Origin of the sequence: Streptomyces sp. NPDC001634 (assembly GCF_040298185.1) — a bacterium.
Taxonomy (GTDB): Bacteria; Actinomycetota; Actinomycetes; order Streptomycetales; family Streptomycetaceae; genus Streptomyces.
In genome coordinates, this window is the sequence record NZ_JBEOZU010000125.1 from 1 (window position 1) to 21,709 (window position 21,709).

The 21,709-nt window shown below is 68.3% G+C and carries 22 protein-coding genes; 7 read left to right on the top strand and 15 right to left on the bottom strand.

All coding sequences use genetic code 11. The features are described 5' to 3' along the window. Window positions 1-236 precede the first annotated feature (236 nt). Entirely contained in the window at window positions 237-692 is a 456-nt protein-coding gene (locus ABT186_RS43555; protein WP_351929884.1) for a pyridoxamine 5'-phosphate oxidase family protein, read from the bottom strand. Window positions 693-1,053: 361 nt separating this feature from the next. Continuing rightward, the gene (locus tag ABT186_RS43560) at window positions 1,054-1,680 is read right to left on the bottom strand and encodes a glyoxalase (RefSeq protein WP_351233212.1); all 627 of its coding nucleotides are present in this window, start codon (window positions 1,678-1,680) and stop codon (window positions 1,054-1,056) included. 605 nt (window positions 1,681-2,285) lie between these two features. Here ABT186_RS43560 and ABT186_RS43565 point away from each other — a divergent pair. Further along, window positions 2,286-2,498 (top strand): hypothetical protein, encoded by a 213-nt coding sequence (locus ABT186_RS43565; protein ID WP_351233206.1) that lies wholly within the window; start codon window positions 2,286-2,288, stop codon window positions 2,496-2,498. A 627-nt stretch (window positions 2,499-3,125) separates the two neighbouring features. Further along, on the top strand, window positions 3,126-3,788 hold the full coding sequence (locus tag ABT186_RS43570; protein ID WP_351929886.1) for a protein-L-isoaspartate(D-aspartate) O-methyltransferase: 663 nt from the start codon (window positions 3,126-3,128) through the stop codon (window positions 3,786-3,788). 484 nt (window positions 3,789-4,272) lie between these two features. On the opposite strand, the gene ABT186_RS43575 is transcribed toward ABT186_RS43570, so the two are convergent. Next, entirely contained in the window at window positions 4,273-4,674 is a 402-nt protein-coding gene (locus tag ABT186_RS43575) for a hypothetical protein (protein WP_351233202.1), read from the bottom strand. Window positions 4,675-5,209: 535 nt separating this feature from the next. On the opposite strand from ABT186_RS43575, the gene ABT186_RS43580 reads away from it, so the two are divergent. Continuing rightward, window positions 5,210-5,923: a sulfotransferase family protein gene (locus ABT186_RS43580; RefSeq protein ID WP_351233200.1), complete on the top strand. Its 714-nt coding sequence runs from the start codon at window positions 5,210-5,212 to the stop codon at window positions 5,921-5,923. Window positions 5,924-5,937: 14 nt separating this feature from the next. Here the strand turns inward: ABT186_RS43580 and ABT186_RS43585 are convergent, their stop codons facing one another. The 4 genes from ABT186_RS43585 to ABT186_RS43600 form a co-directional block, all read right to left on the bottom strand. Further along, on the bottom strand, window positions 5,938-6,759 hold the full coding sequence (locus tag ABT186_RS43585; RefSeq protein WP_351929888.1) for a hypothetical protein: 822 nt from the start codon (window positions 6,757-6,759) through the stop codon (window positions 5,938-5,940). Beyond that, entirely contained in the window at window positions 6,756-8,342 is a 1,587-nt protein-coding gene (locus tag ABT186_RS43590) for an AMP-binding protein (RefSeq protein WP_351929890.1), read from the bottom strand. Before ABT186_RS43590 ends, ABT186_RS43585 begins: the two co-directional genes overlap by 4 nt. A gap of 87 nt (window positions 8,343-8,429) precedes the next feature. After that, window positions 8,430-9,290: a sulfotransferase gene (locus ABT186_RS43595; protein WP_351929892.1), complete on the bottom strand. Its 861-nt coding sequence runs from the start codon at window positions 9,288-9,290 to the stop codon at window positions 8,430-8,432. 719 nt (window positions 9,291-10,009) lie between these two features. Further along, on the bottom strand, window positions 10,010-10,474 hold the full coding sequence (locus tag ABT186_RS43600; protein WP_351233192.1) for an SRPBCC family protein: 465 nt from the start codon (window positions 10,472-10,474) through the stop codon (window positions 10,010-10,012). 49 nt (window positions 10,475-10,523) lie between these two features. Here ABT186_RS43600 and ABT186_RS43605 point away from each other — a divergent pair, with 49 nt between their 5' ends. Next, window positions 10,524-11,129, top strand: coding sequence for a TetR/AcrR family transcriptional regulator (locus ABT186_RS43605; RefSeq protein ID WP_351233190.1), 606 nt, complete (start codon window positions 10,524-10,526; stop codon window positions 11,127-11,129). A gap of 1,046 nt (window positions 11,130-12,175) precedes the next feature. Here ABT186_RS43605 and ABT186_RS43610 read toward each other — a convergent pair. Both ABT186_RS43610 and ABT186_RS43615 read right to left on the bottom strand, forming a co-directional pair. Continuing rightward, on the bottom strand, window positions 12,176-12,868 hold the full coding sequence (locus tag ABT186_RS43610; protein ID WP_351233210.1) for a lysophospholipid acyltransferase family protein: 693 nt from the start codon (window positions 12,866-12,868) through the stop codon (window positions 12,176-12,178). Between the two features lie 139 nt (window positions 12,869-13,007). Further along, window positions 13,008-13,847 carry a hypothetical protein gene (locus ABT186_RS43615; RefSeq protein WP_351233186.1) on the bottom strand — a complete coding sequence of 280 codons (840 nt, stop codon included), beginning with the start codon at window positions 13,845-13,847 and terminating at the stop codon, window positions 13,008-13,010. A 25-nt stretch (window positions 13,848-13,872) separates the two neighbouring features. Here ABT186_RS43615 and ABT186_RS43620 point away from each other — a divergent pair, with 25 nt between their 5' ends. Further along, entirely contained in the window at window positions 13,873-14,769 is an 897-nt protein-coding gene (locus tag ABT186_RS43620; protein ID WP_351929894.1) for a hypothetical protein, read from the top strand. A gap of 346 nt (window positions 14,770-15,115) precedes the next feature. Here ABT186_RS43620 and ABT186_RS43625 read toward each other — a convergent pair whose 3' ends face one another. The 5 genes from ABT186_RS43625 to ABT186_RS43645 all read right to left on the bottom strand — a co-directional run bounded on the left by ABT186_RS43625 (window position 15,116) and on the right by ABT186_RS43645 (window position 17,059). Beyond that, window positions 15,116-15,310, bottom strand: coding sequence for a cysteine hydrolase family protein (locus ABT186_RS43625; RefSeq protein ID WP_351929896.1), 195 nt, complete (start codon window positions 15,308-15,310; stop codon window positions 15,116-15,118). Window positions 15,311-15,458: 148 nt separating this feature from the next. Continuing rightward, window positions 15,459-15,704 (bottom strand): isochorismatase family protein, encoded by a 246-nt coding sequence (locus ABT186_RS43630; RefSeq protein WP_351929898.1) that lies wholly within the window; start codon window positions 15,702-15,704, stop codon window positions 15,459-15,461. Then, window positions 15,701-15,892: a hypothetical protein gene (locus tag ABT186_RS43635; RefSeq protein WP_351929900.1), complete on the bottom strand. Its 192-nt coding sequence runs from the start codon at window positions 15,890-15,892 to the stop codon at window positions 15,701-15,703. Before ABT186_RS43635 ends, ABT186_RS43630 begins: the two co-directional genes overlap by 4 nt. Before the next feature lie 370 nt (window positions 15,893-16,262). After that, complete coding sequence (locus ABT186_RS43640) at window positions 16,263-16,547, bottom strand: hypothetical protein (protein WP_351929902.1); 285 nt, start codon at window positions 16,545-16,547, stop codon at window positions 16,263-16,265. A gap of 212 nt (window positions 16,548-16,759) precedes the next feature. Further along, window positions 16,760-17,059: a hypothetical protein gene (locus ABT186_RS43645; protein ID WP_351929904.1), complete on the bottom strand. Its 300-nt coding sequence runs from the start codon at window positions 17,057-17,059 to the stop codon at window positions 16,760-16,762. A gap of 392 nt (window positions 17,060-17,451) precedes the next feature. On the opposite strand from ABT186_RS43645, the gene ABT186_RS43650 reads away from it, so the two are divergent. Further along, window positions 17,452-18,573, top strand: coding sequence for an alpha/beta fold hydrolase (locus ABT186_RS43650; protein WP_351929906.1), 1,122 nt, complete (start codon window positions 17,452-17,454; stop codon window positions 18,571-18,573). A gap of 370 nt (window positions 18,574-18,943) precedes the next feature. Here the strand turns inward: ABT186_RS43650 and ABT186_RS43655 are convergent, their stop codons facing one another. Then, complete coding sequence (locus ABT186_RS43655; RefSeq protein ID WP_351929908.1) at window positions 18,944-19,447, bottom strand: hypothetical protein; 504 nt, start codon at window positions 19,445-19,447, stop codon at window positions 18,944-18,946. Window positions 19,448-20,100: 653 nt separating this feature from the next. Between ABT186_RS43655 and ABT186_RS43660 the strand changes: the two genes are divergently transcribed. Then, the gene (locus ABT186_RS43660) at window positions 20,101-21,372 is read left to right on the top strand and encodes a glycoside hydrolase family 3 N-terminal domain-containing protein (RefSeq protein WP_351233166.1); all 1,272 of its coding nucleotides are present in this window, start codon (window positions 20,101-20,103) and stop codon (window positions 21,370-21,372) included. Window positions 21,373-21,709: the final 337 nt, after the last annotated feature.

The window sequence follows — 21,709 nt, forward strand, 5'->3', positions numbered from 1 at the left end:
ACGTGCCCGCACAGCGCGTTGAAGCAGGAAGCCCCCGGAAGGGTCAGACGACCCAGGCCGGAATCCCTGGACTTTAGGCCAGGGAGCACGTCAAGTGCTTCTCCCGACGAATGTCGGTGCTGGAGACGTCGGAGATGCGTCAGCGCTGTTCGAATCGGGTGAGGAGTCCCCGCTGGAAGTCCACGTCCTCAGCCGCCCCGCTCGCTGGGTGGGCCGGGCGGGTCCCTGTTCGGCGTTCAGCCGAGCCAGTGGCCGTCGCGCATGAGGTCGCGCCCACGCAGCTCGTTCTCCTCACGCCAGGCCTGGATGCGCCGCGGCCGGATCAGGAAGTACTGGTAGAGCTCGTTGAGCTTGCGCGGGTCGAAACCGGTCCTGGTCGCGAACGCGTCGCCCGTCTCGGGGCCGAGATCGGCGATGTCCACGGGCTCGGCGGTGCCGTCAACGAGGACGACGTCGCGGGTCGGTCCGAGGCTGACTCGGACCCGTCCGTCCGCCAGCAGGTTGCGGCCGGTGACCGAGTCGCGGGGTGTCGAGATGAGGAACGCGGTCCCGTCCCAGAGGTACGAGAGCGGGATGAGGTGGACGCCGAGAGGGGAGCCGGATGTCGCGACCCACAAGTCGACGTCGTTCTCCAGTTTCGCGCGAGTGTCCCGCAGCCTCTCCTCAAGTCCACGCGGCGGCGCACCGGTCATGCTTCCTCCAGTCACTTCGTGGAGATCCCTTCCGTCTGGGGAGGGGCTCCGTCGGTCATCGGTCGGTTCACCGGGGCTGCGGGCTTCATGGACGCCGCGGCCTTCGACGCCCTGATAGCCTCGCGCACACCGCTCTCTCGTGGGTCTTGCGAACCACGAAGCGTACGTATGTATGTATGAAGGTATCCGCTTGGCGGCGACGGCACCCGAAGCTCATGGCCGACGAGGCGCGCGGTGCACTGGGGCCGAGTGACGATGATGGTCGGCCGCGACGGGCCCATCAGCGCGGCCCCGGCACCCGTCCCGAGCCCAGCGGCTGTCTCGTGATTGGCGACCAGGCAGAGCAGGCAGCAGTGACACATCAGGGCGTGGGCGCCGGCGATGCGGCCTCCCATGCAAACCCGTCCGGGTCGGTGAATGGCCCGGCATCGCCGCCGATCATGAGCCGGTGCGATCCGGTGCCGTCGGGAGAGACACCGACGTCCTTGGCAAGGGCACGGCGCCTGTACAGCGCCAGTTTGACGGGACTCGACTCAGTATCGAACTCGACGTACATGCGGCCGAAGCTCTTCGCCACAGCAAGGCCTTGGCCGACGTAGAACCGCTTGCTCGCGGCCACATCCGTGACTCCCAGCAGGAGCACGATCTCGTCGATCCGCCGGCTGGCGGGGCCGGTGTCCTTCTTTGCCGAGGTCGCGACCTTCCAGATCGTACCGTCCGGGGCCTGTACGACACCGCCGTATCCCCAGAGTGACTTCGCGGCAGGCTTCAGCGGCGTGGCGCCGGCGTCGAGGGCGGCGTCGACGAGGCTGTTGACGGTGGCGGGCTGGGACACCGTGAGCGCCATCGTGAACCCACGGAAGCCGGTTGTGGGTGCCTTCGAGGCCCGCAGGCGTAGCTGCGTGTCCAAACCGAAGGCGGCGGTGTAGAAGCGGTTGGCGGCCGTAGGGTCGGCCACGTCGAGGGTGACGGATTCGATGGATGCCATGGCGATCACGCTAATTGCGGCCCGGCGACCGACGCTTCTTGAATCCTGACCGATCTTGTCACCTGTTTTGCCGCACGCGGCGGCATCCCCGCCGCAGCGCCGGTAGACGCTGAGCTGCATGCCGCCCAACTCGGCAAGGCGCGTACGGAAGGTGCTCAGCCAACTGCTTCGCTGCGGCCTGCTCCTTCCTCGCCTGCGCCGTACGCTCACGTCGGGCCCCGTAGACGCGGTCGCTCTCGGCCTTCCGCGAGGCTTGGGCCGTCTCACTGCGGTCAACGACGCTGACGGTCTACCAGTCTCCGGCGCCGGAATTACTGGTGAGGCCTCGAAGAACGGGCCTGGTAGTCGCTCAGAAGGCCACCAGCACCGGCCGGTCCGGGAAAACGGCGGTCCGGGCGGCGGCGGCCGCTCGGCGGTGTCGCCGAGGTTGTGCCACAAGCGCCATGGTCCGCGACTTGGACGGCTTGGGCCCCGACCCCGCCGCTGGCCTAATCTTCCTTCATGGCGAGGTGCCGGCCTCCTTGAGCTGCGTGGCTGGTGATGTCGCCGCCTGTGCTTACCGCCGATGCGGAGTGAAACCGCCGACAAGAAAGTGTCGTTGCCACGTGTTCCAAGACGCCCCGATCTACCACCAACTCGTCGCAGAGCGCGGCGACGTGCCCGCGCGAGTGCGCGATGCGGCCGCGAGCATACTTCGCGAACTTGAAGGGGTGATGCGCACGGGGCAGCCATCCAGCGCTTTCCAGCTGCCCCTGTCTCTTGATAATCAGTCAGCACAGCGACAGTCTGCGCTTTCCCTTCGCTCGCTACCGCAGTGAAACCGCGCTGCTGATTGCCGTTCCCGCGTGGGGGTTGGTGAGGACGGAGTTTGCCAGGCGGAGCAGTCTCAGTCCCGGCCACCCCTCGAGGGCAATGAAGACACGCGGCGGCTACGCGCCGCCGCACCTCCCACCATTCGCGCTCACCAGCCGTCCGTCGGCCATGGTGCGCGGAGAGTGCCCGGGTCGGCGCGCCTTGGACTTCGGGTGGGCGAGTCAGCCACTTGACCGGCCTCAAACGCGTTGCGAGCGGAGAGCGGCGAGGCCGTCCCCCATGTGGCGCCACACCACGAGCGTCCGGGACTCGTGGTTGTCGGGGGTGACAACGCGCGGGATCTGCATTGCCGTATCGATAGCGCCACAACACGCTTCGCGTGACGTTCCGCTGAGTCGGGCGAACCGGGCCGGGCCATCCACGCGGTCAAGCGGGGGTACGGGGCGGCGCCGGGGCAGTACCGGGTCTTGATGCCGGGGAACGGGAACGGGGACGGGGACGGGGCGACCGTGCCTCACCCGGTCGCCGGCTTGGAGTGACCGCCCCGCGCCTCCCAAGACCTGCGCACAGGGCGTACGCCCAGAGGTGCCGACGTCCGCAGCCGCCTACGCTGACGGTGTGGTGAGCAGCCCATGACCTCCGTACCCGGTCGGCCCGACGATCTCGTGCGGGCTCTGAGAGCCGCCGGCATCAGAGATGAGCGGCTGCTCGAGGCCGTGCGCACGACGCCTCGGGCGGAATTCGTCCCCGCGGGTCAGGCGGTCGCCGCCTACCGGGACGTACCCGTCCCGATCGGGCAGGGGCAGGTCACCACGCAGCCGTCGCTGTCCGCCACGATGATCGAGAGCCTAGGACTGGAGGGGAGCGAGCACGTCCTGGAGGTCGGCACCGGGCTCGGCTTCCAGACCGCGCTGCTCGCCCGGCTGGCTGCCGACGTGGTCAGCATCGAGCTGTGGCCGGAGATCGCCCGGCAGGCGCGCGGCAATCTCGCGAGGCAGGGCGTACGGAACGTGGACCTGCGGGTCGGCGACGGCAGCGGCGGTGTGCCGGACCGTGCTCCGTACGACGCGGTCGTCGTGTCCGCCGCGTTCCCGGAGGTGCCCGCGCCCCTGGTTGCGCAGCTAAGGCTGTCCGGCCGCCTCGTGCAGCCGATCGGGCCGGGCGGGAACGAGCAGGTGGTGTGCTTCGTACGCACCGCATCGGGGCTGGAGCAGTGGCGCATTCTGACCGCGGCCCGTTTCGTCCGGCTGCGGGGACGGTACGGCTTTCCGCCGGACGACGCGGATTCCACTTGAGGCCCGGCGGGCACGGCGTACGGGGCACGGGGCCGGCTCAGCAGGCGTGTTCCTTTCCAATCCATTGAGCGAGAGGGCTGCTGTGCGAGCGGCACTCGGGCGTTGCGCCCGGCAGCCGACCCGGTGGCTGCCGCCTGGTCTTGCGTACTTCCCGCCTGCCGAGCCCCACTGGGTTCGAGCAGCTGGACAACCTGTCTGCCGGGCAGGCAAGCGGGGCGCCCTGCTGACCGCGACCGCCGCCCGGCGCCGAGTGGTCCTACCTGCACACGGAACAGATCCTCGCCGCCCGGGGAGCGGTTCGATGCCCGCGACGCGTTTCCGGAGCCCGTGTCGTCGTAGCTCTGCGGCTCCGGACCGGCCTGCGGTTACGCCCTTGCGGAGGTTGCCGAGGCCGTGTGACAGATGTACCTCGTGGCGGAGCTCCGTGTACCTTCGGGTCTCGGCGGCGGCAACCGCAGCGAGCGGGGGGCCGGGCATCGCAGGGTCAGGGCGTGTATACCCAGACCTGGACGTCCGCGTGGGCCTTGCCGTAGACCGCCGCGTACACCTGGCCCGTGGCATGGATCCACGGGGAGCAGGTCTTGTGCTTGGGACCCCAGTAGGTGGCGTGCCAGAGAACCGTCTGCCGGGGCACGGAGTTCTCCTGGAACTTGATCGTGAAGCCCTTGGTCAAGCGGCTGCCCGATGCGTTGAAGCAGAGCTGGGCGCTGCCGCGCGCGTTGCTCCAGCTCGATGACTGCTTCGCGGAGCCACGATAGGTGGAGATCCACTCCCCGGTCGGGTTCGCCGACGCCGACACCGCTCCGGCGCCGACCGCGAGCGCCACGCCGGCCGCAGTGACGGCCGCACGCGACAGGATCCGGCGTGATGCTGCTGGACTCTTCATATTCCTGTCCCTCATACAGTGGTGGGTCACATCTGGTGAAGGGCGGTGCCGGCGGACGGCATCGCCCTGGCCTTCCGGACTCAGGCTGGGGGTTGGGTGCCGTACCCGGCCAGGCCTCCCGCCGAAGTGACGTATTCACGGGACGTCCCAGGCCCTGAGCTGCAGGGACGCACGCACTCGTGACGACCGTACGGGACAGTGTCCGCAGACGAAGGCAGCTCCGTAAGGCAATCAGGTCCGATGAACACGCCTCTTGCACCCAACCGATCGGGCAGGGTGCCCTCTTCGCAGAATCGCGCGGTCACGGCGCATCGGCGCCACGCACATGGCGGCTGTCAAGTCGAGCATTGCGGACCGGTGAGGTACGGGAATGGCAGACCCGCCGGGCGGTGGCCACTGGACGAGAAGGCGATGACGTCTCAAGAGGCACCGCGCGCCAATTGCGTCAGGCCGGACCGCCGGGTGAGAACATCAGGACTGGACCCAAGAGGTGTCTGCGCGGGCCGGCGGTCGGCGTGATAGCGAGGAATCAAGGATGCTCGAAGTCATCGGGGCCGGCCTCGGACGGACTGGAACCTATTCACTGAAGGAGGCGTTGACGCATCTGGGATACGGCCCCTGCCATCACATGACGTCATTGGGGGAAGACCGCAGGTTGCGCGGCGGTTGGGAGGCTGTCGTACGTGGCGAGAAGGTCGAGTGGAGTGCGTTGTTCGAGGGCTATCGCTCGTCGGTGGACTGGCCCGCGTGTGCTTTCTGGCGGGAACTGACGGTCGCCCATCCGGACGCCAGGGTCATCCTGACGGTGCGAGATCCGGATCGTTGGTACGCCAGCATGCGCAGTACTCTCTACCGGTCCTCACACCCTCCGCGGCTGGGCGTAGAGGGTCTGATGATGTGGCTGGAGGACCGGTTCGATCCAGATCTGCGCAGGCGCCGTCGCATTTCCCGCGAGGTGATCTGGCAGGGCGCCTTCGGCGGACGGTTCGAAGACCGTGACCACGCGATCGAGACTTTCCAGCGCCATAACGCTGAGGTACAGGCCCAAGTGCCGGATGACCGGCTGTTGGTGTTCGATGTGGCCGCTGGCTGGGAGCCGTTGTGCGCCTTTCTCGGGGTACCGGTGCCGGATGAGCCCTTTCCCCATCTCAACCAGGCCGTGGCGTTCCAGGAGGGGCTGTCGCGGCGCCGTCGGCGCATCCTCACCGGGCGTGGGCCGATCGGCGCTTCGGGCGACGCCGTCCGCTGACCCGCCGGCGCCCGTCACGAGATGCTCATCATCAAGCGGCGGTGTCTGCGGAGGATTTTCGGGTGGTGGCCGTCGGCAATGATCTCCAGGCGTCGGGGCCAGCCGTACGGGAGCGGCAGGCGGCCAGGGCCTTGGAAGTACGTCACCGTGCACCCTGACGGCCCCTGATGCGGATTGAAGCCAGAGCCATCCGCTGTGAACCGCAATTGCCGCGCAATTGCGTCCCAGACCAGTTCGAGCAGCCGTTCGTCAGGATCGGTGACGCGGAAGGCCAGATGGGCCTCGTACTGGTTGGCCCGCTCGTCGTCGATGATGCGACGGGCCGTCATATTAAGCGCTGACAGTACGAACAGCTCCAGGGCATGCTCCGTCGCCTTGGGCACGTTCACGTGGGTGATCATGACCGGCAGCTCCTCGGCCGGCACGGCATAGCGCTCGGCGAGCCGGGAGCGGACCACGGTACTGGGCACGAGAGCGCGCGCCTGAAGCCCGCGTTCAGCCAGGTCGGCGAGGGCACTCTCGGGCGGGTCGGCGAACACGAGCAATGCGCCGTGATCGAAACGTGTGTGCCGCGTGAGGATGTCACGCACGGTCGGGTGCGCGGACGGGGGCAGGACGGCGCTCAGAGCGCCGGCAGTCGTGTGATCCCTGACGAACCGCAGCATCGCGTGAATGCGGTCCCAGTCGCCGGTCAGTCCGGGCGGGGTCGTGGCTCCTCGGTCGTTCAGGGAACGAGTTCGGCTCGTGGGGCCCTGCGGCATGGCCCCTTCAAGTGCGGATTCGCGATCTGGGACCGTGACTGCCGGTGGGGTGACCAGCGTCTTCTCGCCGCTCATCGTGATGCTCGTAGGTGTCCGAAGGTCACCAGTGTGCCGTCGGCGATCTGCCGGCGGATCTCGGCTTTACGGATCTTCCCCATCGGGGTGCGCGGCAGAGTCGCCGCGACCGCCACACAGGTCGGCAGAAACTCTTCGCTCATGTGCCGCCCGCTGAGGAAATCACGCAGATTCTCCAGCGCCGGCGCGGTGCCGCGCGGAACGATGACGGCGCAGGCGGTCTCATGGCCCTCCTGGTCAGGCACGCCGACGATCGCCACCTCCGCGACGGCGGGATGCTCCATGAGTTCACCTTCGACCTCGACGACGGGGATCATGTTGCCCGAACCGATCCGCTCGTCGACGCGCGTCACGTAACGCAGACACCCATGTTCGTCCTGCCGGACGAGATCGCCGGTGTCATACCAGCCCTCGTCGCGCGAGGCGTCCCACACCACCGTGCCCGTACGCAGATCGAACATGACGCAGCACAGCCCGGGCCCCCGCACTCTCAGACGGGCCGGCTCGGCGTTCTCCATCTTCCGGACCTCGAATCCCAGGACGGGCCGCCCCAGGGTGTCTTCGGCGCGGTCGGTCTCCGGCGAGCTGTTCAGCACCAGACCGGACTCAGTCATGCCGAAGCTGTTGACCAGACGGGAGGTCAAACACTCGCGGACTCCGGCGGCGATGCGCGCGGGGATCGGGGCTCCGGTGCTGATGACCTGCTGCAGGCTTGACAGATCGCGAGGCCGTTGCCGCTGCGCGCAGACCAGCTCTCCCAGAACCAGTGGGGTGCTGGAGAAACTGTTCACCCGGTGCCGCTCCAGCACATCGAGCCAGTCATCGGGGTCGTAGGAGCTGAGGAACACGGAGGGACGTCCGGTCACCAGCGGGGACAGCAGATTGCGCACCAAGCCGAGCGAGTGGGTCAGATCGCCGGCCGTGGCGGTCACCGCGCCGGCCGACACCTGCGCCGCCACTGCGCGGGCGCCGGCGTAGCGGGTGTTGAACGTGTGCGCCACAGCCTTCGGGCGACCCGTGGTGCCCGAGGAGCACAGCACCTGGCAGACGTCATCGGCGTGCACCTGCGGTCGTTCGGCGACCGGGATCTTCGCGGCCGACCGTGCCCGGCACAGAAGATCGCGCAGGGTGATGACGTCCATGGTCTCGCACCCATCGACGCCGGCGTCATCCGTCGTGACGATCAAGCCGGGCCGAGTAGCGGACAGCACCAGATCGCGCTCGCGCCGGGCGGCCCACGGCGGCAATGAGACCGCTACCGTCCCGACGCGTCCGCAGGCCAGCCACAGAGCGGCTGCTTCCCACAGGTTCGGAAGCTGGAACGCGACCGCGTCTCCAGGGCGTACTCCGCAGGACCACAGCACCCCCGCCAACCGTTCGACCCAGTCAGCGAGTTCACCGAACGTGACCGTCGCTGTTTCAGCGCCGTGCCGGCGCACGTTCACGTAGGCGGACTGATCGGCCGCGGTACGGGCCCATGAGTGCAGGTCGTCCAGGAAAGTCTCCCGACGCCACCATCCCTGCTCGTAGTAGGCGGCGGACTGTACCGCCGGCCGCCGCGACAGTCGGAACAGCTCGTTCATGTGTACCCCAACGCCGAAAGCGGAGAATGCCTGCGTGATTGCCTCTCACCGTCCGGCACGTAAGCGGTCGAGTGCTTTCCCGGACGGCTAGTTGACGCTGGGCCACAATGCGCCGTCAATCTCCGGGAAATCCTGCAGGAGCCTGGTGACGTCCGGCTCGGTCGCTTGCCGGACGGCGTGCAGCGTGGCCCGGTCGACCATCGGCTTGGGACACACGAGCCCCACGCGCCGGGTGTACTCGGACGGTGGTCGCCATCTGTCCGGATCCACGCCGAGAAACGTGAAGGTGCGCGCGGCCTCGCGCAGTGGGTCCTTCACACATTGTTCGTACTGCAGTACCAGCAGCTGGTCGCGCTCGAAGTGGTACAGCAGATTCCGCAGTTGCTGCCAGTAGAAGCCTCGGTGGAACTGGTGTTCCATGACTGGCCCGGTAAGCGCGCCCCCGAACTTGAGGTGATGGCCCAGCGCCGAGACAAAGCGCTCCAACGGGTCACGCAGCATGACAAGCAGCCTGGCCGAGGGAGCCGCGGCCCGCAGCATCGGTGGTGTCCAGAAGTCATACATATAGCGCGGAGTCCATTCTCCGGCGATGCATCCTTCGGGGCGTGGAAAGTATCGGTGGTACGACACGGGGTCGATTTCTTCGACCCGACCGTAGTGGTCGAAGAAATGGATCTCCTTTGCCCGGTACAGCCGCTTGTTCGTCTCTCCGGCGCTGGCGGGTGCACTGTCGCTCGAACAGTCTCGCGGCGATGCAATGTCGGGATGGCTGGTCAGTATCGACCACCACCACGTGGTCCCCGACTTCATTGCCCCCACGCCGACGAAGTCCGGTGGACGCACCTCCCAACCCGAAGGCACCTCGGGCGGCTCCCGCGGCGGTACCACATCGTTCAGGACCGGGAGCCTCGGAACGACTGCCTGCCTGTCGCCTTCTGTCTGGGTCACGACTACGCGGCTCTTCCGCTCGGTCAGCACAATGCTGAAAATACCCCCCTGCGTCCCTCACGCAGAGTCAGATACGCCATGTTTCTACCTGAAAGGAGGCTGTTCGCCGCCTACGTGTCGGCCAATGAGGTTCTCAGTGCAATGATTTTCGCGGAGCGGAGAGTGCCACGGTCGGTGCGGACCGGGGTCGCGCTCCCTCAATTCAGCGACGTGCCCAGGCCAGCGAAGGTGATGGGTCCCCATAGAGATGCAAATACGGGCCGCCACGTGGTCGCCTCACTGAGGTTGCTGGGCGAGCTTCGGTCTCAGGTATGAGGTCAGCGATCCGGGCTGCGGTCAGTCCAAAGCGCGTTGTCAGTCACGCTCAGCAATTTCAACAGGGGCGGAACCTGTCAGGCGGTGCGGATCATCTGCAGATGGTCGCAGCCGGTCCTGGGGCCGTCCGAACGCCAGCCGCCCGGCTTGCCATACCACCAGCTGCGCGCAGCTTCCGGCGGAATTTGTTCTGCCCCTTTGTTCGGCGCTTCCGGCGTGCTGGTGGGTTTCTCTCCCGAGGGGGCAGAGGCTGGGACGTTACGCGGCCTGCTGCGCCAAGAACAGGCGAGTGAACCCGTTTATGGACGAAGCGCAGGCTCGGGGAGTCCGCGCCCGGGTGCCCGGGCGGCACCGCCGTGGTCCTCTGGTCCTGCGTTGGGCAGAGGAGGCGGCATGCACCGCTGTCAGGAGTCGGCAGCGGACACGTGGCGAGCCAATTCGGTGGCCAGGCGTCGCATGACGGTGCGGTTGGCGCGCCGCATCGTGGTTCGCACGACAGGGGTCAGCAGCCGGTCCGCGAGAGGGGCGCGCACCCAGCTGTACGAGAACGAGATGTGGCTCCCACCGGTTCGCAGCGGTTCGATGGTGTAGGTGCCATGGGCCAGGCGTCGGCCGGCCGCGCTGACGTTGCGTTCGACAATGCGCCGCGGCGTGTCGGCCTCGACGACCTCGATGGTGACGTCGGTCTTCGTGCCGCCCAGCGCGGCGGTGACGGTGGCGCACGATCCGATGCCGCGGTCGGGGCCGCTGTAGCGCCAGTCGCTCAGGTAGTGGTTGGTGAATCGCTCGTGGTGAGCCATGACATCGAGGAAGTCGTAGACCTGCTCAGGCGTGTGCGGTACGTCGATCGACACGGTGACAGACTTCATGTACCACACGGTACATGCGGCATGTACCAATTGGTACACTCGCGATGTGATGAGTACGGACGACTCGCGTCCCGAGGGCAGGGCCGGGCAAGGAACGGACGGTGACCGCCGCTCACAACTGGTGGACGCGGCTGTCGACCACGTCGTGGCGCACGGCATCGCGGACCTGAGCCTCCGCCGCCTGGGCGCCGCGATCGGCGTGAGTCACCGCATGCTGATCCACTACTTCGGCTCCAAGGAACAGCTGCTCGTCGAGATCGTCCGGACGTCGGAGCGACGCCAGCGCGATCTGCTGTCCCGGCTCCGCCTGGAGCCCGGTCTCTCGCCCGCCGATGTCGCGCGGCTGCTGTGGCAGCAGCTGACGGACCCTGGGCTGGCCGGTCAGGAGCGGCTCTTCTTCGAAATCTACGGGCACGCGCTGCGGGGCCGCCCCGAGGCCGTCCCGATCCTGGAAGGACTCGTGACGGACTGGCTGGAGCCGCTCGTGGCCGCCGAGGTCGTTGCAGGGGCGGACCCTGCCACGGCCCGGAACCGCGCCAGGCTGGGACTCGCCACCGTCCGCGGTCTGCTGCTCGACCTGCTTGCCACCGGTGACCGCGCCGGCGTCGACGCGGCGATGGAGGAGTTCCTCCGGCTGTACTACGGCTCGGAGTGACGGAGCCGGCGATCAGGCCAAGCGGGTGGTCCCGACGACGTATCACCGTTCCAACGACGGTCGCCCAGGGAGACGGACGTACGCCTCAACCTGCTTCGCAGGGTTTCCGAGACACATTCGAAGCGTCTGGAGAACCGTCCCACTTGTGCTCTCAGGCCCACCCTGGCAGCAGAGCGGGGTCAGGCACGGGAGTGGCGAGCATTGGCTCCGGCAGTGTCCAGGTCACGCCCCCATGTCTTCCACCGGAACCATCCGCCGTGGGGGTGACCGCCATGGCCGGCCTGCGCATGGTCGGAGCCGTCGTTGGGGACCCCGACCAAAGCCCCAACCGCGCTGCACGACGATCTCAGCTCCGGCCGGCTCCATGGGGGTCGGCGGCTCAGGCCACGGGACGAGCGGGGGCCGGATCCCGCCGGGCGTGGGCCGCGAGGGCGCGCGGTGGCGCTCCAAGGCTCCTGGGATCGCCCACACACGGCCGATGGGGGGCCGGGGCTCGAGATTTTCCAGGCGCAGCCGCAGCGTGGTCAGTGGGGTTTTCAGCTGGTGAGAGGCTTCTGAGGCGAACGCCTGCTGGGCCTTGAAGAGCTGTTGCAGACGCGTTGCGGTATGGGTGAAGGAGGCGGCGGGGCTGCGGAGTTCGGGCGGTCCTGTCGTTGCGTCGGGCGGGTGGCGAGCTGTCCGTCGGAGAGCTGGGTGGTCGCGGCTTCCTGGGTGCGCAGGGGCGGGTGATCGGGCGAGGGTGAAGGCGACCAGTGCAACGGCGGCCGGGAGGCAGGCTCGGGCGAGGGCGCCCCAGATGCGGTGGATGCAGGCAGTGACCTCGGACAGCGGATAGGTCAGGCGCAGGGTGCCGCGGATGGTGGTGCCTGAGGAGCCGGGCATGGTGGCCGACAGCACGTCGTTGCCGTCGTTGTCCTGTGTGGTGGTGACGGTGGGCTGATTGTGCAGGGCGCGAGCGATGTCCGGCTGGGGCGGCGATGTTGATGCCGATGCGGCCGGCGGGCGGGAGTCGGCCAGGACAATGCCAGCCAGGTGCCGGCAGAACCTCACCCCCGTCGCCCCTTCGCTTGTCCGGCCTTCACGTCGGCCGCGTACCGGTCCACGTACTCCTGGCCCGAAAGCCCCAAGATCGCGTAGGTGATCTCGTCGGTGACGGCCCGCAGCACCGTCTTGTGGTGCGCCATCCCCGCAAAGCGTGAGAAGTCCAGCGGTTCCCCGAAACGGATCGCAACCGGCCGGAGCCTCGGCAGGACACGTTCCGGGGGGCAGATCTCGAATTTCCCCACCATCGCGCACGGAATCACCGGAACCTGCGCGGCCAGCGCCATCACCGCCACCCCGACCTTGCCCTTGTACAGCCGGCCGTCGGGCGAACGCGTGCCCTCCGGGTAGATCGCGAGCAGCTCTCCCTTCGCCAGCACTCCCAGCCCCTCCTGGATAGCCTGCTGTCCTGCGGCCCTGCCCGACCTGTCCACCGAAATCTGCCCCGCGCCGCGGAGAACGAGCGCGGTCAGTCGGCCCGTGAGACCCGGTTTCGTGAAGTACTCCGCCTTGGCCAGGAACGTGATGCGCCGTTTCAGGACTGCGGGCATGAGGAGGGGGTCCGCGAAGGACAGGTGATTCCCGGCAACGATTGCCGCACCCTTGGCCGGAACGTGCTCGAGCCCCTCAGCCCGCGGCCGGAACAACAGCCGAAGCATCGGCCCCAGAAGGACATACTTGAGCACGTAATAGAACATGGGCGGCTCCCAACTGCCCATCGGCCCCCGCTCGCGAGGTCAGTCACAGCGGGTCCGGGGGCGCGCTCACGTATTCGCGCGCGTCGGATGTTGCGTGCGACAGGGCGGAAATCGAGTCCGGGAACCGAGTGGCGGTGGCTCAGGAGTCGGCACCTGCGGGTGCCGACTCCTGCCTGGGCGACGCCCGCCAGGGGACCTGACGCGCGCGCAGGTCGGCACGTATGCGCCGGGCGAGCCTTGTGGTGTCGTAGTGGTTCAGCAAGGCGCCGATGGCCGCGCCGACCATGAAGGGCGTCAGCATGGGGATCTTGCGAACGGCGAGCGTGAGCAGCCGTCGGCGCAGTTCCTTCCTCAACCGGACGCCGAGCATGAGATTGACCGCGGCGGTCGGGTTCGTGATGTTCAGGCCGTGCCCTTCCGTCCACTCCGCGAGATACAGTGCGGCACGCTGCCGAGGGGTTCCAGGCGCAGGCAGACCGTACACCTCGTGAAGTTCGGCGATGAGCTTGAACTCGACGGATGCAGTCCCGAGGATGCCTGCGGCCAGCTCGACGGGCATGGCCGGAGGAGTGGGCAGCGCCGCGGCAGAACCCACGCCCGCTCCGACGGCCTCGGTGCCCCGCACCGCCACGGTGACCAGGTGATCGGCGATCTCCTCCGGGCCCAGACCGGGGAAGTGCCGACGCAGCGTGTCCAGATCGCGGACCTGGATATGCGAAACCGCCTCGATCAGCTGCTCCGCGAGAGCGGCGGAGGTCAGCGACCATTCATGGGTCCGCACCTCGGGCGACATGGCACCCCCTGCCGTTCGGCGGCGCTCTTCGACGGCCTCCTCCCACCCCATACCCGGTGGTACTTCATCGATGCGCGCGGGCGACGGCATGAACGCTTCTGATTGCGAGCGCCGGTCGATCCCGCAACCGATATGTAACGTTACAAACCGATATGTAAACATGACAAATAGTGCAAAAATCGGCATGTGGGGTGGTGGGTGGGAGGGAAGGGTGGATCTGGACGCTGTCGTCGATGAGCTGTACGGCCTGCCGCCGGGTGAGTTCACTGCGGCCCGGGACGAGCGTGCGAAGGCCGCGCAGGCTGCCGGTGACCGTGAGCTTGCCGAACAGATCCGTCGTCTGCGCCGTCCCGCGATGGCGGCGTGGGCGAGCAATCTCCTGGTGCGCGAGCAGCCGGGCGACGCCGAGCGGCTGCTGCAAGTCGGTGAGGCGCTCCGGCAGGCCCACCAGGATCTGGACGGCGAGCAGCTGCGGGAGCTGTCGGCGCAGCAACACCGGCTGACTCTCGCTCTGGCCCGGGAGGCCAGCGGGCTCGCGGCCCGGGCCGGGCAGGTAATCAGTGATGACACTCGGCAGGAGATCCAGGACACCCTGCGCGCGGTGCTGGCCGATCCCGAGGCGGCCGAGCAGTGGGCGAAGGGGCGTCTGACGAAGCCGCTGTCCGCCCCGGTCGGCTTCCCCACCCCCTCCCAGCAGCCTGCGCCGGCCCCGGCTCCACGCCGCGGTACCCGGCCCGCCGGCGAGCTGGCCGATCTGGATGCCGCGCGGGCCCGGCGCCGCGAGCAGCAAGAGAGCCTGAAACGGGCCCGGAAGCAGGCCGCGGAAGCCGAGCGGGAGCTGCACGAGCGGGAAGGCGAGCTGGCCGCCGCGGAGGGGGAGCAGAGCCGGGCGGAGGAAGAGCAGCAGCAGGCCGAGCAGCGCGTCTCCGACCTGTCCCGGCAGCTTCGGGACGCCGAGCGCGAGCAGCAGCGGGCCCGGGATGCCGCCCGGAAGGCCCGCGACCACACACGTGACGCTGACCGGGCCGCGCGCGACGCACGGCGCCGGGCCAGGGACGCCGCCTCACGCGCCCGGAAGCTGGCTGAGCAGACGCGGCACAAAGCGTGAGGGAGAGAGCAGCACAAAACGCGAGGGAGGGAAAGGTCACGGATGAGCGATGGCGCGAACGATGTGGAGCGGGGTGCTGACGTTCGGCCTGGTGACTTCTCTGAACCAAGCATCTGAGCGCTCCTCCTCGCTGTCAGCTCGGGGCACCGTGTGCGTCAAATCGCCGCCCCGGCCCAGCAGAGGTCGGGCGGGATGATTCCGCGGCCCGGCTGCTCGTCGACTCCAACCACGTTCTGCTGGACGCGGGCTTCCCCGTCGCCCCAGTTGATCGCGCCGTCCTATCTGCCGAATGGGGCGAACCCTCGAGGCCGGTGAGGCTTGCCGGGGGCAGCCGCGTGTCAGGGGACTAGAGCAATTCGCAGAGCCGGGTGGTGACGAGAAGGTGGGCCCGGGTCGGGAACACTTTGTCGACCAGCACCTGGTGGGTCTCGGGGTCGGAGTCGCCGACTCCGTCGGTCAGCACGTAGACGCGGTAGCCGCGGTCGGCGGCGTCGATGAGCGTGGACAGAACGACGCCGCTGGTGCTGATCCCGGCGAGCACCAGGGGTCTGGATGCCGCGGTCGCTCAGCTGCTGGTAGAGGTCGGTGGTTGAGCCCGAGCCGTAGCGGATCTTGCGTACGACGATGTCGCCTTGCTCGGGCGTGATCCGCTCGTCTATCTGGGTGGCGGGGTCCTCGTGGTGCAGCATCTAAGCCGCGGCGACCGTGGCGAAGGCCTTGTTGGTCTCAGGGACCGCTGCCCAGTAGTCCTCGGTGAAGGCGACGCGGACGTAGCCGATGGTGCCCTCGGCGGCGCGGACGTCGGCGATGGCCTCCTTGACCCGCTCGACGAGCGCGTCGGCGTCGGGCGCGAGGGGACAGATCCCGTTCTGGAAGTCCATGACCAGCAGGGCGGCCCGCTCGGGGGCGATCGTGGGGAGGCGGGTGGTGCTCACGAGGTGTTCTCCTTAGTGGGGTTCTCAGCGGGGCTGGGCGTGTTCCGCTGGCTCGTGTCGCGGCTCATCAGACGGCGGTCGAGGACGGTCAGCAGGAGGACCGCGGAACCCGCCGCGACCAGCACAATGCCGAGGGTGTGCAGGCCGTGGTCGCTCACTCCGTCGCGGAAGACGATGCTGCCGATCACGGCGGAGGTGATGGTTCCGACGTATCCGAAGGTCCGGAGCAGCCCGGAAGGGGTGCCGATCCGGTCGGGTGGCGCCGCGTCTCATATGCCGTCGTCACTCAGGTCGGCCGCAGCGAGGCGCTCCAGCAACTCGATGGACCCGCTCCACCTGGCGGTGGCCACCGCTGGCCTGGAGATGGTGCGGGGCCGCTTCGCCGAGCTGATGGACGAGTACGCACGCTGGGAGCCGGTCACGGCCGGAACCGACTGACGGCGGCACTCGGCCCGGCTGTACCGGAGAGTGAGCTTGGACTCCTCTCCCGCCCCGGCTTATGGAGCTGAGGCTGTGATCGCTTCACCAAAGAGAGAGCGATCCGGGTCAAGCCCCTGCTCACGGCGACTGGGCAGACAGTTGCCCGATCGGGAGCGTGGACGTGCTGTCACGGAAGGCCGGCATGCCGAGATCCACGACGCGGCCTCGGCGCTTCTGTTCGGCGTCGAGCTGGGTGAGTGTGTCCTGCGCGTCGGCCAGGCTGACTACCAGTCCTTCGATTTCGCCCAGCCGGCCTTCGTATTCGGCCTTCGGTGATCCGTGCCAGGCAAGGACCGAGACCGGCCGCACCGTCATGGACGATGGCGCACTCACTGACGACGGCGGCATTGCCGCCGTCGTCATCAACGCCTCCCGCCAGGCCGTCCGGGCGGTGCGGCCGGTTGTGCTCTCATACCCATCGGGCTCGCCGAACTGTGGCATGAGCACGCCAGTTGGCGGGTGTGCGTTTCAGTCGGCGAGTCGGTTCCCGGAAAGCAGCCGACGCCGACGCCGACGCTCCGTGACGAGGGTGAGGACGGCCCTCTCCGAAACCGCCTGGCGCCCGATGTCATCGCCTACCGGGTGGCAGGGGCGAACAGCGACAGCTGGTCCTTGACCCAAGGATCGAACACCGCCAGTCGCCTGGCAGCCTCGGGGTAGAACATCGCCAGCTGGCCCGCGATCCAGGGATCCATACGCTGGTGGGCAGTGCGGTGCTGGGAGCAGCCGTGCCCGGTGCCGACGGTCCGGACCCGGAAGTGCCCGGGCGCCTGGGGAGTGGCCGCCATCGCCGAGGCGCCGGTGGCGAACACCGCGCCTCCGGCGACTGCGGCGCAAAGGCCCATAGTCGCGATATGACGCATCAGCTTCTTCATGGTCTTTCCTCCTTACGCCTCCTGCCGTGGTGTTGTCGCCGACAAACCAGGCTGTTCGGTTCGTAAAGCGAGCCATCCGAGCGGCGGGACATACGGCGCCCTCTGTGGAGAAGCATCCGGATCAACGCGCCTACCCACTCACGTTCCTCGCACACCGCAGCAACCCGTACAAGGAACTCACCTGCCCGTAAGGATGCGCCCCCGAGTACTCGACCTCCTCCGGCAGGGAGCTACTCCCAGCGGAGTATGCGGGTTGACAACTCTCGGCGGATGATCCGGGTCCCGCGAGGGGCGATCCTGAAACGCAGGGCCGGATGAGCGTGCGTGCCTCGAGCGCTTTCCGTGACAGTGACAGCCGTCGGGATCACCGGCAGGACAGACAGGAGGCTGACGTGCGTGCCGACCCCCGGGCCGAGCCACTCGACCCCGCACCATCGGATCCCAAGGCCGAGGACGAGATACCCGCCTTGCGGCGCAGCCTGTGGATCAGGCGGTGGTTGCGACGCCTGGCCTTGACCTGTGCCGTCCTGCTGGTAGCGGTCACAACGGCCTCATTCATCTACAACGCCGTCACCGCACGGCGTGCCGTGCCTCCCGGAGGGCTCCGATACGTGCAGGCGGCCGACATCCGGACCCGCTACCGGACATGGGGCAGGACCGGCTCGCCGATCGTCCTCGTGCATGGCGCCTTCGAACAGGTGGACACCTGGTCGCGGCTCGCTCCGCTCCTCGCGCGCGATCACCGGGTGTACGCGCTGGACCTGACCGGAGACGGCTACAGCCAGCGCCGCGGTCCCTACACCGTCGGCCACTTCACCCAGCAGCTGTTGGGCTTCCTCAACGCCATGCACCTCGGTGGGCCGGGCGAGCGCCCGCTGCTGGTGGGGCACTCCAGCGGAGCGGCCACGGTCACCGAGGCGGCGCTGCGCGCTCCGGGGCGGATCGGGGGTGTGATGCTGCTCGACGGGGACGCCCTGGACACCGGTGCCGGTCCGCCGCCTGCCCTCAAGTACCTGCTGATCGACCCCTACCGCACCAGCCTGCTGCGCCTCGGGCTCGGCGCCGACTGGGTGATTCGCTCCGTGTACGACACCCAGTGCGGATCTGCCTGTCCGCCCCTGGATGCGGCCGGACTGGATCAGTGGCGCCGACCGCTTCGGGTGCCGGGCGCCGAGGCCGCGTTGTGGAGCATGCTCGGCGCGGGCGTGCCCGGCCTGCCCGCCGATCAGGTGGCCCGGCTCGCCGCCATTCACATCCCCAAGTCGGTCGTGTTCGGTGGGCAGGACGACGTGTTCAGCAGGCAGACCCCGCAGCAGACCGCCCGACGTATCGGTGCACCCCCGCCCACGCTCATCCCCGGAGCCCGCCACCTGACCATGATCTCCAGCCCTCATGAGGTCGCAACAGCCGTGGAAGCACTCGTCACTCGCTCGGCCCAGTGCGCCGTCCCAAGCACCTCGCAGCGCATACGGATGGCGTCCGGCGGCGACGCCACTGTGTGCATCAGCGGGTAGGAGCGTCGGACGTGCTGTCGGCGTGGTCCGTTGCGTGGACGACCGCCGGTGCTCGCGTTGTACCGCGGGTGCTCATGCTGTACCGCCGGTGCTCACCGAGATCGACACCGGCAACTTCGCCAGGAAAGCAGTAACCGACCAAGGCCCGCGACCAGCCCCGCTACGCGGGAAGCCGGATTCCTCCCCGGCCTGAAGGCCGGGGCATCCTCCGGTTACCAGGTGAACCCGTCGACCGGTTGAGGGAAGGCAGCACGTGCCCGACGGGTTGAGAATGCCGCGAACTGTACGGCCTGCTCTCGCGGGGATGTCATGCGCGTGGTCACGCCGGGCCAGGCAACGGCAAACAGTCAGAACAGGGCGTCAGTGGCGGTTACAGTCGAGCTTGTGGAGCAACGGCGGCCATTGCCGTGTCGAGGGCGGCGGCGAAGGTGCCGCTGGTTCCGCTTTTGCGCCAGGCTTGCTGCCCCGCGTTGAGGCAGCCGAACGCGGCCGCGGTGACCGCTCGCAGTGTCGGGTCCTCGGCGGGGTGGGGGGTTCCGGCCGCGGCGGCGCGTTCGCTCAATGCGGCGACGATCACGTACTGCATGTGCTGCTGCTTTTCCAGGTAGCTGGCGAGCAGGTTCGGCGTGGTGAAGATGACCCTCTGCATCGGCGCGGCGACGGAATCCTTGTCGAGTGTGTCGACGTGGAGCACCAGCAGAGAACCCGCCGCCGTCGAAGCGCCCTGCACCTCGCCTGCCTGCTCAACCTCGCCGAAGCCCATGACGGCGCCCAGTGGTGGTGGCAATCCCCGGCCGGAGCCGGCAACGCCACGGCCGCCTACTGCCTCCACCTCTTCCACCTCGGCCGTGGCGAACTGCGCGACGCCGACCACTGGGCTCCCGGCTCGCCCACCAGATCGAGGAACTCGCCGAGGCCCCCTGACACCCGCCGTAACGGGACGCCCCCTCGAACCGGCGCTGGAGGCCTCCGTCGCGGCAGCGAAGGTCTCCATGGAGGCGCTGGCCGAGTGGCTGGGCGTCTCCTGCCGCGCGTAAATCGCCATCATCCTGGGGTTCGGAATGGTTCAGCCTCCGGGAGTCAGCACCCAAGGTCACGCGAGTTGAAGTTCGCGTCCTGGCGACATCGGTACGCGTTTCGCCGGGAGCAGACCGGAAAGCCGACCATCAAGCGGAATCATGGGTTCACCTATTGGGATCGCGAATCAGCATCCCCGGTCCCCGACGTGACCAGGGATGTGGCGATCTCGGCGTTTCCTTGGGCTGCCGGGCCTTACCGCCCTGCAAGCGGGCCGAGGAACCCCCCGCACCTCTCTGAGGAGACTTAGGACAAGGCAAGTCCTGAGCGGCCCCCACTCACGTCGGCTGGGCTTCCGGCCGACTCCGCGAGATCCTGGTGGTACGTCGACTGCGGGCCAGCGAACAAATGCGGGCTGCAGCGCATCTCACGCTTTGTGAAGCTCACCTCATGCTCATGCGGCCCTCAGCGCGACGGGTACCGTCGCGTCTTCCGAAAGGAGGCTGGGCAATGAATGTCCCGTCGTACCGTGACCGCAGAAGCGTGACAGCACCGCCGCGGCTCCCCGGCCGGGCCACGACCGCACGCAGACTGAGTACCGCTGCCGCCGTGGCGGCGGTGCTCCTGGCGGGCTGTGGCACGGGCACCCCCAAGGCGACCTCGCACTCCAGTGGCCCCGGCGTGTCCCTCGCTCCGCCCGCCGCGCCTTCCCTCTCCCCTTCGTCCCTCGCTCCGCACCTCACCGCCGTGACCGCCTGCACCAACAGCACAAAGCTGGCCGGGTGGTCGAACCGCCGGCTGGCCATGCTGACCATCGCCGTCCCGGTGTCGGAGACCTCGGTGTCCGACGTCACCTCCGAGGTGAGCGCCGGTGCGGGCGGTGTGCTGCTGTTCGGCAGCAAGGCGCCGTCCGACCTCGGCTCCCGGCTGACCGCCCTGAAGTCCCATGTGCCCGGCCACCTGGGCCTGTTGGTGATGACCGACGAGGAGGGCGGCGGCATCCAGCGCATGGCGAACCTCGTCGGATCCCTGCCCTGGGCCGCGTACATGGGCACGCACTGGACCCCGGCCCAGATCCAGCAGAACGTCACGAAGGTCGCCACCAAGATGGCGGCCGCCCAGGTGAACATGAACCTCGCGCCGGTGGTCGACGTCGACGGCAGGAACGAGGCCCCCAGTAAGACCAACCCCGACGGATGGCGGTCCTTCAGCGGCAACACCGCGGTGGTCTCCAAGGACGGTGTCGCGTACATGAACGGAATGCGCGCCGGAAACGTGATACCCGTCGTCAAGCACTTCCCGGGCCTCGGCGGCTCCAGCTACAACTCCGACTTCGGCCCGGCCCACACCCTGCCCTGGACCACCCTGCAGAAGGTGGGCATCCCGCCATTCACGGCGGCCATCAAGGCCGGTGTCCCGGCGATCATGGTCTCCAACAACATCGTGCCGGGCCTGGGCACCAATCCTGCGAGCCTGTCACCCACCGCCATCAGCTCCGAGCTGCGCGGCAAGCTGGGCTTCAAGGGGCTGGTGGTCACCGACTCGCTCAGTGCCAAGGCGATCTCCGCCGCCGGCTTCAGCGTTCCTGCCGCCGCCGTCCAGGCCCTGCGTTCCGGTGCCGACATGGTCATGTTCGACCTGGGGGGCAATGTCAGCTCCCAAACGTCCGCGATCGCCTCGGCGATCACCAATGCGGTGGCCGGCGGACACCTCGCCCGCAGCCGCCTCATCGACGCGGCGGGGCACGTCCTGGCCGTCCGGCACGTGAATCTCTGCTCCTGAGCGCGAATGGATCGCAGCCCTTGCCGAAGGGCTGTCCCGTAACAGCGGTCCGCAGGCATCCCGGGCGTTGCCACAGGCGCGAACGGGTGTTGAGAGACTCCAGCTATGGGATCTTGGGGAACGTTGGGGCCGGGCCTTGACCCCTGATCTTGGACACACGAGACACTAGTAGGGCTTGGTCAGGTTCGTATTGGGGTGGGTATGTCTCGGTGGCAGGTGGGGCAGGTGCCGGCCCAGAGGGCGAGGAGTGTCTGCAGCTCGCGGACTGCTTGGTAGAGGCTCAGTCCTGCGCCGTGTCTTTTGGGGCGCCTGCCAGGCGTCGGAGGGTGCAGAAGGC